Raw genomic sequence first — 11,863 nt, forward strand, 5'->3', positions numbered from 1 at the left:
CGGGGCGGAATTATAGACCCCGCCCCTCCTTCGCTTCTGAACCCAGGGCCGCAATTGCTTCGCCGACGGTATGGAAGGAGCCGAAGACGAGCAGGCGATCGCCCGCGACGGCGTCCTTGCGCGCCGCGGCGAGCGCGGTGGCGACCTCGGCATGGCGCGCGCCCGCGGCGGCGGGCGTGCCCTGCAGGCGTTCGGCGAAGGCGTCGACGGGCTGGCCGCGCGGGCCTGCGCCTTCGAGGCCGGCGAGGAACCAGCGATCGATGCGTGGCGCGAGGGCTTCGACGACGCCCCGGGCGTCCTTGTCCCCGAGCGCGGCGTACACGGCGAAGGTGCGTCCGCGGGCCGGCGTCGCCGCCAACCATTCGGCCAGCGCGCGCGCGGCCTGCGGGTTGTGGCCGACGTCGAGGACGACCTCGATGCCATCGCGTTCGATGCGCTGCAGGCGCCCCGCCACCGCCGCTTCGGCGATGCCGTGCGCGAAGGCTTCGCGCGGGATCGCGACGTCGAGCGCGCGCAACGCGGCGATCGCGGTGGCGGCGTTGCGCATCTGCACGGGCGCGGCCAGCGCGGGCGTCGGCAGGTCCAGCGCGAAATTCACTTCGCGCCAGCGCCACGTTTCGGCATCGATCGGTTCGAAGAAGAAATCGCAGTTCGCGCGGATCGCCGAGGCGCCGATGCGATACGCGCGGCCGAGCACGCTCGACGGCGGATCGTCGTCGCCCAGCACCAGCGGTTTCCACGCGCGCGCGATGCCGGCCTTCTCCGCGCCGATCACTTCGCGATCGTTGCCGAGCCAATCCTGGTGGTCGAGGTCGACGGTGGTGATCACGGCCACGTCGGGATCGACGAGGTTCACCGCGTCGAGCCGGCCGCCGAGGCCGACTTCTAGGATCGCCAGGTCCAGTTCGTCCTGCGCGAACAACCACAATGCGGCGAGCGTGCCGTATTCGAAGTACGTCAGTTGGGTGTCGCCGCGTGCAGCTTCCACCGCGTCGAAGGCGTGCACGAGCGCGAGATCGTCCGCGTCGTGGCCGTCGATGCGCACGCGTTCGTTGTAGCGCAGCAAATGCGGCGAGGTGTAGGCGCCCGTGCGCCAGCCGGCGGCGCGCGCGATCGCTTCGATGAACGCGACCGTCGAGCCCTTGCCGTTCGTGCCGGCCACGGTGATCACGTGGCGCGCGGGGCGCGTGAGGCCCATGCGCTCGGCTACGTCGGCCACGCGTTCCAGCCCCATCGCGATGGACTGCGGATGCTGGCGCTCGATGTACGCCAGCCAGTCGTCGAGCGAACGTGCCATCACAGTGCCCGATGCACCGCTTCGCCGAACAACGCCGTGTGGTGCGTGGCGTCGTTCATGCGCACGACGTCGAGGTGCTCGACGTCTGGGCCTTCCAGCAGGTTGAGCGTGGTCGGTGCCTGGCGGAAGGTCCACAGCTTCGACAGCGGAATCCCCAGCACGTGGCACAGCAGCACGCGATTCACCGCGTCGTGCGCAACGACGAGCAGCGTGTCGTGTTCGCCGAGGCCGTCGGCGGCACGCGCCAACGCGGGCCACGCGCGATCGAACACGTGCTGCAGCGATTCGCCTTCGGGCATCAGCACTTCGTGCGGCGCGTGGCGCCACGCGTGCAGGCGATCGGGATCGCGTTCGCGAATCTCGGCGGCAAGCAAGCCCTCCCACGTGCCGTGCGCGATTTCCATCAGGCCGGCGTCCGTCGTGAGGCGCGCGAGGCGGTCGTCGCCCAGCGCAAGTTCCGCCGTGCGCAGCGCGCGCTTCAACGGCGAGGCGACCGCGCGATCGATGTGCACGTGTTGCAGGCGTTCACCGAGGGCACGCGCCTGCGCTTCGCCGACGGGCGACAAGGGAATGTCTTCCTGGCCCTGGTAGCGGCCTTCGGCATTCCACGCGGTTTCGCCGTGGCGGGCGAGCAAGATCTTCATGCGGTCACACCTGCTGGATCGAGAGGACGCCCGGCGTGGTGCGCAGGGCGGCGAGTTGCGAGTCGTCGAGCGGCTGGTCGACGGTGATGGCGGCGCGCGCCTGGCCGTCGCCGGCCGCGCCGAGCGCGAAGTTCACGATGTTGATGCCGGCCGCGCCGAGTTGCGAGCCGACGGTGCCGATCATGCCCGGCCGGTCTTCGTTGCGCAGCAGGAGCACGTGGGCCTGCGGGTCGAATTCGATCTCCACGCCATCCAGGCGCACGACGCGCGGGCCGCGATGCAGGGTGGCTTCGATTTCGCGCGTGCGGCCTTCGCTTTCGACGCGGATGCGCAGGAGGCGATCGAAGCCGTCGCCATCGCCGCCGATCGTTTCGGCCACGACCAGGCCGCGCAGCGCGGCTTCCTGCAACGCGTTCACCGGCGTGACGCGACCCGAATGCGCGCCGAGCAAGGCGGCGACGAGCAGGCGCGTGAGCGGGCGCGTGTCCAGTTGGTCCGTGCGGCCGGCGTAGGTGACGGTGAGCTTCGTCGGCGCGTGCACGAGGCGCGCGGCGAGCCGGCCGAGCGACGACATCAGCGGCATCCACGGCCCCACTTCGCGCGCGGCTTCGGCGGTGAGCGGCGGCAGGTTGACGCAGCCGGCGACCGCGCCGGTGGTGACGAAGTCGATGACCTGGCGCGCGAGGATCGTGCTGACGGCCTGTTGCGCTTCGCTCGTCGAGGCGCCGAGGTGCGGCGTGAGGATGAGCTTGGATTGCGCGCGCAGCGGCGAATCGGCGGGCAGCGGTTCGGTCACGAAGGTATCGAGCGCAGCGCCGGCGAGGTGGCCTTCTTCCAGCAGCTTGAGCAACGCGGCTTCGTCGACGAGCCCGCCGCGCGCGGCGTTGATGAGGTAGGCGCCCGGACGCATCGCGCGCAGGCGCGCTTCGGACAGCAGGTTGGTCGTTTCCTTCGTGCGCGGGATGTGCAGCGTCACGACGTCGGCCCACGCCAGCAGGTCGTCCAGCGTCTTCAGCGGCACGCTGCCCTTCCCGGCCGCCGACGGCGGCAGGAACGGGTCGTACGCGGCCACGTCCATGCCGATGCCCTGCGCCTTGCGCGCGACGGTGCCGCCGATGCGGCCCAGGCCGATGACGCCGAGTTTCTTGCCTTCCAGTTCGAAACCGGTGAGGCCGGCCTTCGGCCATTGCCCGGCCTTCATGCCGGCGTCGGCGCGCGGCACGTGGCGCGCGAGCGCGAACAGCAGCGACAGCGCATGTTCGGCGGCGGCGAGCGTGTTGCCGTCGGGCGCGTTCATCACCGCGATGCCGCGCGCGGTGGCGGCTTCGACATCGATGGTGTCCACGCCGGCGCCGGCGCGGCCGATCACGCGCAGGTGCTTCGCCTGTTCCAGCGCGGACGCGGGCACGGCGGTGGCGGAACGCACGAGCACGGCATCGACGTCGGCGAGCGCGACGGCGAGTTCGGCGGGGTCCTTGATCGGATCGGAGACGGCGACGTCCCAGCCCGCGAGGCGGAACAACTGGAGACCGTCTTCATGGATGCCATCGCAGGCCAGCACTTTCATTCGCACGCTCCTTGGATGAGGGGGCGCGCGGAAACGCATGGCCAGCCGGATCGGAACGGGGCGTCGCGGGCGCGACGCGATGGAACGGTGGAACCAACGGCGTGTCGAGAAAACGGGGCCGGCTGGCATGGGAATCCGCGACGCCCGGAGCCTAACATGGCATCCCCGCAAAGGAGCATCTCCATGGACCAGCAGGCGAAGGGCACGTTCGAAGTGAAGCGCAGTATGGAACCGGGCTGCGACCTGGGCGACGGCGTGGAAGCCGGGCATTTCCGCTTCGACAAGACGTTCGCCGGGCCACTGGAGGCGACCAGCGTGGTGCACATGCTGGCGGTGGGGTCGCCGCAGGCGGGATCGGCCGGTTACGTGGCGGTGGAACGCGTGAAGGGGACGCTGGACGGACGCAGCGGCACGTTCTTCTTCCAGCACAGCGGCGTGATGGACCGCGGCAAGGCAACGCTGGCGTTGAGCGTGGTGCCGGATTCCGGCACCGACGCACTGGCGGGATTGCACGGCACGATGGCCATCGACATCACCGACGGCCAGCACTTCTACACGTTCGATTACGGCTTCCGCGACGCCTGAGCGTTGCTCGCTTCGGGCATGGCCGAGGAATGGTGGCTGGTGATGCGCCACGCGCCGTCTTCGAAGGCGTACGTGTAGGTGTAGCGCGCGTGCGTCTGCGAGCCGTCGCCGAAGGTGAAGGTGTACAGGCCGGCGTCGACCGCCGAATTGCAGCCGAGGAAGACGCGGCGTTCGTCGATGTGGCCCGACGGATGCTTGGCCTGGAAATGCTTGAAGTAATCGAGCTTCTGCTCGCGCGTGTAGCGTGGCACGTCGGAGAGCGTGGGCAGCAGCACCGAGTCGTCGGCGTACAGCGCGACGACCTCCGTGGCCGGCTTGTGTTCCAGCGCTTCTTCCCAGCGATCGAACAATGCGGCCACGCCGGCGTCGTCGATGGGGGCGCAGGTGTTGGCGGCCTGCGGCTGCGAAGCGGGCCTGGTGCAGCCTGGCAGCAAAACAAGCGCGACGACAACGACGCCGGCGCGCATCACGGTGATCAACATCGACGACCCCTCGCATGGCCCGTTGCAGGCCGGTGCGCGAGGCTAGCGCCGGGACTGCGCGTGCGTCATGCAGCACGCGTCCCGGCGCGAACGCGATCGCTCCGTCATTCGGACGGCAGGTTCATTTCCTTCAGCAGGTGCGGCGCGGGATAGACCTTCGCGAGCAGCCAGCGCAGGTAGCGCATGTCGACGTGGATCGCGCGCTTGTAGCGCGGATCGAACATCCAGCTGGCGCTCACCGCTTCCCAGTTGCTGTCGAAGTTCAGGCCGATCAGCTTGCCGTCGGCGTCGAGCACGGGCGAACCGGAATTGCCGCCGGTGGTGTCGAGGTTGGTCATCAGGTCGACGGTCTGTGTCTTGAGGACAGGATCGGCGGTGGTGCCGAAGTCGCCCTTCGCGATCGCGTCGAGCAAGGGCTTCGGTGCGTCGAACGGCGCCTTGCCGGTGTGCTTCTCGACGATGCCCTGCACGGTGGTGAGCGGGCGGTAGTCGATGCCGTCGCGCGGCGACATCGGGCTGATGCGGCCGTAGCTCACGCGCAGCGTGGAGTTGGCATCGGGGTACACGGCGCGGCCCTGCGACTTGCGGTACGCGATGAGCGCGCGCATGTACGCCGGGCGCAGGCGCAGCAGTTCGCCTTCGCGCTGCTTGCTCTCTTCTTCGATGCGCATGTACGCGGGCAGCAGCGCCTTCGCGGCGACGAGCATCGGATCCGGGTCGGTGGCGACATTGGATTCGCGCTGCATCAGCGAGGTGCGCACGGCTTCGTCGCCGAGCTTCGTGCCGGCGTAGAGCGCGTCGAGCTTCGCGGTCACCTGCGCCTGCGTGGTGCCGAACACCTGGTCGAATTCCGGCAGGTGCTGCGCGGCCGGCAAGGCGAGGTACTGGCGCAGCAGGTCGGCGAGGATCGCCTTCTCCACGGTCGGGCTGTAACGACGCTGCACCTGCTTGAGCGTGCCGGCGATCAGCGTTTCGTCGCGCAGCTGGTAGCCGGATTCGCGTTCGGCGTCGGGCTTGGTGCGTTCGATCGCCAGGCGCTGCACGGTGAGTGCGGCACGCAGCACTTGCGTCATCGCGCGGATGGCGCCGACCAGCTGGTCGCGGTCGCGCATCGCCATCGCATTTTTCAGCTGCGCTTGCGCGGCGTCGATGTCGCGGCGCGTGGCGGCGGCGTCGGGTTGCTTGCCGAGCCAGGCGAGCATCGCGGATTCGTCCTGCTGGCGCACGTGGATCGCGTCGCTGCGGCGCAGGCCGTCGAGTTCGCCCTGCGCGCGCTTGAGGTTGTTCTTCAGGCTCTGCACCTGCGAGGCGTAGGCGACCTTCGCGTTCGCGTCGGGCTTGGCGGCGGCGTCGATGGTGCCGATGAGGCCGTCGTACAGCGCGACGCGCGAGGGCAGCTGCCATTCGATCTGGTTCGCGAATTCCGACGCCATGCGGTGGCGGAACGTCACGCCCGGATAGCCGGCGAGCATCGCGAAGTCGCCGTCCTTCACATTGCGCGTGGACACCTGCAGGTGGGCGGGCGGTGCGTACGGCACGTTGTCGGGCGAATAGTCGGCGGGCTTGCCGTCCTTGCCGACGTAGGCGCGCAGCAGCGTGAAGTCGCCGGTGTGGCGCGGCCACACGAAGTTGTCGATTTCGTCGCCGTAGTTGCCTATCGCCTGCGGCGGTGCGTACACCAGGCGGATGTCGCGCAGTTCGAGCTGGCGGATGAGGTAGAAGTCGGTGCCGTAATCCATGTTCGCAACGCTGCAGCGGTAGCCCGCGTCGCTTTCGCACTTGGCGACGGCCTGCTTGGTGGCGGCGTCGATGGCGTCGTAGTACGCCCGGCCCTGCTTCCCGCGCGCGTTGGCGAGGATGGTGTCGGTGATGCGGTCGAAGCCCGTGGTGACGAGCACGCGGTAGTCCGGGCTGGCCGGGAGTTCGCCGGCGCGGTCGGCGGCGATGAAGCCGTTCGCGATGAGGTCGCGGTCGGGCTTGCTGTTGTACTGGATGACGCCGAACGCGACGTGGTGGTTGGTCAGCACCAGGCCGTCCTGCGAGACGAACGCGCCGGTCGCGCCGCCCACCTTCACGACGGCGCTCATCGGCGGCTTCGTCAGGTCGGCGAGGTCCGCCGGGTTGCCCTTGAACCCGGCGGCGCGCAGTTGCGCCGCGATGTCGGGCAGTTGCGAGGGCATCCACATGCCTTCGTCGGCCTGGGCCGAGGCGGAAAGGAGCAGCAGGGACGCAAGGAGCGGTCGGCGCATGGCGGGTCCGGTTGGAGGAATGAAGATGGGAGCGGGGTTCGCGCGTGAACCCGGGACGATACGGGCTCCGTGGCGGCCGTTGCAAAGGACGTCGGTCACGGTCCGCGCGTCACCGGCCGGCCCGGGCCCGCGCCGTATAATCCCGCCCCTCTTTCGCACTCCGCGGCCGCACCGATGACGATGATGAAAGCGCTGGTCAAGCGCGAAGCCGGCAAGGGCATCTGGATGGAAGACGTGCCCGTGCCGGCGCCGGGCCCGAACGAAGTCCTGATCAAGCTGGAAAAGACCGCGATCTGCGGCACCGACCTGCACATCTACCTGTGGGACGAGTGGAGCCAGCGCACGATCAAGCCGGGCCTGGTGATCGGGCACGAGTTCGTGGGCCGAATCGTCGACCTCGGGCCGGGCGTGTCGGGCTATTCGGTGGGCCAGCGCGTGTCGGCCGAAGGCCACATCGTCTGCGGCCATTGCCGCAACTGCCGCGCCGGTCGCCAGCACCTGTGCCCCAACACCGTGGGCATCGGCGTGAACCGCAACGGCGCGTTCGCCGAATACATCGTGATGCCGGCCAGCAACCTGTGGCCCATCCCGGACCAGATCCCGAGCGAGCTGGCCGCGTTCTTCGATCCCTATGGCAACGCGGCGCATTGCGCGCTGGAATTCGACGTGGTCGGCGAAGACGTGCTGATCACCGGCGCCGGCCCGATCGGCATCATCGCCGCGGGTATCTGCAAGCACATCGGTGCGCGCAACGTGGTGGTCACCGACGTCAACGACTTCCGCCTCAAGCTCGCCGCCGACATGGGCGCCACGCGCGTGGTCAACGTCACCAACACGTCGCTGAAGGACGTGATGGCCGACCTGCACATGGAAGGCTTCGACGTGGGCCTGGAGATGAGCGGCAATCCGCGCGCGTTCAACGACATGCTCGATTGCATGTACCACGGCGGCAAGATCGCGATGCTCGGCATCATGCCGAAGGGCGCGGGCGCCGACTGGGACAAGGTGATCTTCAAGGGCCTCACGCTGCAGGGCATCTACGGCCGGCGCATGTACGAGACCTGGTACAAGATGACGCAGCTGGTGCTCGGGGGCTTCCCGCTCGGCAAGGTGCTCACGCACCAGTTGCCGATCGACGAATTCCAGAAGGGCTTCGACCTGATGGAATCGGGCAAGGCCGGCAAGGTCGTGCTGAGCTGGAACTGACGACCATGACGCTGACCTCCCGCTACGCCGCCACGCTCGACGAAATCCGCGAGGCCGGGCTGTTCAAGTCCGAACGCATCATCACCAGCCCGCAGTCGGCGGAGATCACGCTGGAAGACGGGCGCACGGTGCTGAACTTCTGCGCCAACAACTACCTGGGCCTCGCCGACCATCCGGACGTGATCCACGCGGCGAAGGAAGCGCTGGACACGCACGGCTTCGGCATGGCGAGCGTGCGCTTCATCTGCGGCACGCAGGACCTGCACAAGGCACTGGAACGCACGATCTCGGCGTTCTTCGGCACCGAAGACACGATCCTGTACGCGGCGTGCTTCGATGCGAACGGCGGTTTGTTCGAGCCGTTGCTGGACGAGAACGACGCGATCATCTCCGACGCGCTCAACCACGCCTCGATCATCGACGGCGTGCGGCTGTGCAAGGCGAAGCGCTACCGCTACGCCAACTGCGACATGGCCGACCTCGAGGCGCAGCTCAAGCAGGCGAAGGCCGACGGCGCGCGCACGATCATGATCACGTCCGATGGCGTGTTCTCGATGGACGGGTTCATCGCGCCGCTCGACGAGATCACGAGGCTGGCGCAGCAGTACGGCGCGCTGGTGCACATCGACGAATGCCACGCCACCGGCTTCCTCGGGAAGACGGGCCGCGGCTCGGCGGAAGTGAAAGGCGTGATGGAGAAGATCGACATCTTCACCGGCACGCTCGGCAAGGCGATGGGCGGTGCGCTCGGCGGGTTCACGACGGCCAAGCGCGAAGTGATCGAGCTGCTGCGGCAGCGGTCGCGGCCGTACCTGTTCTCCAACTCGCTGCCGCCGCACGTGGTGGCCGCGGGGATCAAGGCGTTCGAGATGCTGGCATCCGCCGGTGAATTGCGCGACACGCTGGCGGAAAACACGAAATACTTCCGCGAGCGCATGACGGCGGCGGGCTTCGACATCAAGCCGGGCGTGCATCCGATTTCGCCGGTGATGCTGTACGACGCGCCGCTGGCGCAGAAGTTCGCGCAGCGGTTGCTGGAGGAAGGGATCTACGCGATCGGGTTCTTCTTTCCGGTCGTGCCCAAGGGCCAGGCGCGCATCCGCACGCAGATCAGCGCAGCGCACACGCGCGAACACCTGGACCGCGCGATCGATGCGTTCGTGCGCATCGGACGCGAACTGGGCGTCATCAAGGCCTGACGGGTTTCAGTCGCCGCGCAATGCGGCGACTTCCGTTTCGGTCAGCGGGCGCCATGCGCCCTTCGCGAGATCGCCGAGTTCCAGCGGGCCGATCGCGACGCGCACCAGGCGCAACACGTCGAAATCGAACGCGGCCAATAGACGTCGGATCTGCCGGTTGCGGCCTTCGTCCAAAACGATGTCGAGCCACGCGGTGCGATCGCCTGCGCGCAGCAGCGCGATGGACTTGGCGTGCAACGGTTCGCCGTCGGCGAGGATGCCGTCGGCGAGCGCGTCGAGCGTGTCGTCGTCCGGGCGGCGATCGACCTGCACGTGGTAGCGCTTGTCGGGACCGGTCGCGGGATCGGTGATGCGCGCGGCCCACGCGGGATCGTTGGAGAACAGCAGCAGGCCTTCGCTGGCCTTGTCGAGGCGGCCCACGGGGGCGATCCAAGGCAGGCCGGCGGATTCGAAACAGGTATAGACGGTGTCGCGGTCGTGCTCGTCGCGCGCGGTGGTCACCAGGCCGCGCGGCTTGTTGAGCACGAGGTAGAGCGGCGCGGCGGCGTCGAGCGGTTGCTCGTCCACCGTGATCCGGTGGCGGCCGGCGATCGTTGGGAATTCGGGATCACGCACGATGCGCCCGTCGACGCGCACACGGCCCGCGCGGATCCATTCGGCGGCCTGCGTGCGCGAACACACGCCGCGCTTGGACAGCGCGCGTGCAAGGCCGTGGCGGGGCGTGGCGCCGGGCACGGCGGATGCAGAGTGGGTTACTTCGCGCCGTCCGGCTTGGTGGGCGGCTTCGGCGTGGCGGGCGTCGTCGTGGTCGACGGCGCGGCCGTGGGCGTCGTGCCCGGTGCGGCGTCCGTGGGCGTCGGCGCCGCGGGTGCGGTTGCAGCACCCCCGCCCTTCGCCACGCGCACGCCACGTGCCTTCATCCACTGGTCGAACTCTTCGGCCGTCATGCGCTTGCCGTTCTGGTTCATGTCGAACCGCCACGGCGTGTTGTCGAACTGCGTCTTCGGCTTGTACGTGGCCGGATCGATCACGCCGTTCGCCGCCGGCGTGCCGGGCGATGCGGCGGGCATGGCGTTGGCGACGTTGCGGCAGCCTTCCAGGCGCAGGCGCAGCAGGACGTTGTCGACCGACTGCGCTTCGTCGAAGGCCTGCGCGAGAACGCCGGTGGGCGCGCCGAGCTGGTGGCTGGGCGCGGTGAATTCGGGCGCGACGGCGGGCAGCACGGTGGGCTGCACCGGCAGTGCGCGCGCGGTGATCGCGCAATTGTCGGACTGTGCGTGGGCAAGGCCCGCGAGACTGAACAGGGCAACCGCGATCAATGCACGCGACATGATGTTTCTCCTCGAAGGCGACGCGAGTGTAGGTGCGGGGATCGCATCGAACAACCGCAGCGATCACAGCTTGCGCGCTTGCACGCGACGTTCGCGAAAAAAGAACCGCAAAAAGAAGAAGCCCGGCACGAGGCCGGGCTTCCTTTTGTTGCTTGGAGCTTCGAACGCTTAGTTCTGGACGTTCAGCTCGGTGCGGCGGTTGCGCGCACGGCCTTCCGGATTGTCCGAACCGTCTTCGTTCGTGTTCGGCGCGATCGGGCGGCTCTCGCCGTAACCGTTCGGGCCCACCAGGCGCGCGGCGTCGACGCCGTTGCTGGTCAGGTAGTCGTACACGGCCTTGGCGCGACGCTCCGACAGCGACTGGTTGTAGGCATCGGTGCCGACGGAGTCGGTGTGACCGGCGACTTCAACCTTCAGGTCGGGGTAGCGCTTCAGGATTTCGACGGCTTCGCCGAGGATCGCCACCGCGTCCGGACGGAGCGTCGACTTGTCGAAGTCGAAGTTCACACCCTTCAGGTCGATGGAGACCGGCACCGGGCAGCCGTCCGGACCGATGGTCTGGCCAGCCTGCGAACCGGGGCACTTGTCGTCGCAGTTGTTGACGCCGTCGCCGTCATCGTCCGCATCGGCGCACGACGGGGCGGCCGGGGCCGGGGCAACCGGGGCCGACGGCTCCGGTCCGAGGGCCACGGTCAGGCCGACCGAAGCCAGCAGGTCCGTGAAGTAGTCTTCCTGCGTCTGGGCCGAACGGGCCTGGACGTCGTCGAAATCGATGCGCGTGCCGACTTCCGTACGGAGGTCAACGCGGCCGAAGTCGAACTGGAGACCGGCGCCGAGGTTGACGGCGACGTTGTTGTCTTCATGCTGCGCCGGGAACCCATCGCTCGGGGTGCCGAACGCCGGGTCGCGCACGAACTCTTCTTCGTGACGCTGCCAGCCCAGGCCCATGCGGATGTACGGCCACCACTTGGAGTCGACGCTGCGGAAGTGGTAACGGGCATCGGCCGACACGCCGTACTGGCTCCACCACAGGTTCGGGTTGGAGGACTTGTCCGGGTTCTGGTAGTTCAGTTCTGCTTCGACCGACCAGTTCGGGTTCAGGAACTTGCCGAAGCCGAGGGTGGCGAAAATGGAATCTTCGGTATCACGGTCCGTGTCCTGGAAATTGACGCCGGTCGAACCGGAGACATACCAGCGGTCGTCGAAGTCCTGCGCAGAAGCGGCCTGGGCGACGCCAAGACCACCCAGCAGCGCGGCGCAGAGGAGTTTCTTGTTCATGTTCAGCTCCTTGATCAGGGTAAAG

At 68.3% G+C, this 11,863-nt stretch carries 11 protein-coding genes; 3 read left to right on the top strand and 8 right to left on the bottom strand.

The window, feature by feature from the left end; all coding sequences use genetic code 11:
* Positions 1-10 precede the first annotated feature (10 nt).
* From folC to serA, 3 genes are read right to left on the bottom strand one after another with little or no spacing between them, the layout of a single operon-like run.
* Positions 11-1,297 (bottom strand): bifunctional tetrahydrofolate synthase/dihydrofolate synthase, encoded by a 1,287-nt coding sequence (folC, locus tag LYSCAS_RS02285; protein WP_213435425.1) that lies wholly within the window; start codon positions 1,295-1,297, stop codon positions 11-13.
* Positions 1,297-1,941, bottom strand: coding sequence for a histidine phosphatase family protein (locus LYSCAS_RS02290; RefSeq protein WP_213435426.1), 645 nt, complete (start codon positions 1,939-1,941; stop codon positions 1,297-1,299). The genes folC and LYSCAS_RS02290 overlap by 1 nt, the downstream gene beginning before the upstream one ends.
* A gap of 4 nt (positions 1,942-1,945) precedes the next feature.
* Positions 1,946-3,508: a phosphoglycerate dehydrogenase gene (gene serA / locus LYSCAS_RS02295; protein WP_213435427.1), complete on the bottom strand. Its 1,563-nt coding sequence runs from the start codon at positions 3,506-3,508 to the stop codon at positions 1,946-1,948.
* Positions 3,509-3,691: 183 nt separating this feature from the next.
* Between serA and LYSCAS_RS02300 the strand changes: the two genes are divergently transcribed.
* Positions 3,692-4,093 carry a DUF3224 domain-containing protein gene (locus LYSCAS_RS02300; RefSeq protein WP_213435428.1) on the top strand — a complete coding sequence of 134 codons (402 nt, stop codon included), beginning with the start codon at positions 3,692-3,694 and terminating at the stop codon, positions 4,091-4,093.
* On the opposite strand, the gene LYSCAS_RS02305 is transcribed toward LYSCAS_RS02300, so the two are convergent.
* The gene (locus tag LYSCAS_RS02305; protein ID WP_244858633.1) at positions 4,072-4,575 is read right to left on the bottom strand and encodes an SgcJ/EcaC family oxidoreductase; all 504 of its coding nucleotides are present in this window, start codon (positions 4,573-4,575) and stop codon (positions 4,072-4,074) included. The two genes, LYSCAS_RS02300 and LYSCAS_RS02305, sit on opposite strands and share 22 nt — an antisense overlap.
* A 104-nt stretch (positions 4,576-4,679) precedes the next feature.
* On the bottom strand, positions 4,680-6,824 hold the full coding sequence (locus LYSCAS_RS02310) for a S46 family peptidase (RefSeq protein WP_244858635.1): 2,145 nt from the start codon (positions 6,822-6,824) through the stop codon (positions 4,680-4,682).
* Between the two features lie 183 nt (positions 6,825-7,007).
* Here LYSCAS_RS02310 and tdh point away from each other — a divergent pair, with 183 nt between their 5' ends.
* Together tdh and kbl are read left to right on the top strand one after the other, a co-directional pair.
* A complete protein-coding gene (gene tdh, locus LYSCAS_RS02315; protein ID WP_213437518.1) occupies positions 7,008-8,030 on the top strand; it encodes an L-threonine 3-dehydrogenase in 1,023 nt (340 codons plus the stop codon).
* A gap of 5 nt (positions 8,031-8,035) precedes the next feature.
* Positions 8,036-9,229 carry a glycine C-acetyltransferase gene (gene kbl, locus LYSCAS_RS02320; RefSeq protein WP_213435429.1) on the top strand — a complete coding sequence of 398 codons (1,194 nt, stop codon included), beginning with the start codon at positions 8,036-8,038 and terminating at the stop codon, positions 9,227-9,229.
* A 6-nt stretch (positions 9,230-9,235) separates the two neighbouring features.
* Here kbl and LYSCAS_RS02325 read toward each other — a convergent pair whose 3' ends face one another.
* The 3 genes from LYSCAS_RS02325 to LYSCAS_RS02335 form a co-directional block, all read right to left on the bottom strand.
* Complete coding sequence (locus tag LYSCAS_RS02325) at positions 9,236-9,964, bottom strand: pseudouridine synthase (protein WP_213435430.1); 729 nt, start codon at positions 9,962-9,964, stop codon at positions 9,236-9,238.
* Positions 9,965-9,981: 17 nt separating this feature from the next.
* Positions 9,982-10,560, bottom strand: coding sequence for a hypothetical protein (locus LYSCAS_RS02330; RefSeq protein WP_244858636.1), 579 nt, complete (start codon positions 10,558-10,560; stop codon positions 9,982-9,984).
* A 168-nt stretch (positions 10,561-10,728) separates the two neighbouring features.
* On the bottom strand, positions 10,729-11,838 hold the full coding sequence (locus LYSCAS_RS02335) for an OmpA family protein (protein WP_213435431.1): 1,110 nt from the start codon (positions 11,836-11,838) through the stop codon (positions 10,729-10,731).
* Between the last annotated feature and the right edge of the window lie 25 nt (positions 11,839-11,863).

Source organism: Noviluteimonas caseinilytica, assembly GCF_018406605.1.
Classification (GTDB): Bacteria; Pseudomonadota; Gammaproteobacteria; order Xanthomonadales; family Xanthomonadaceae; genus Noviluteimonas; species Noviluteimonas caseinilytica.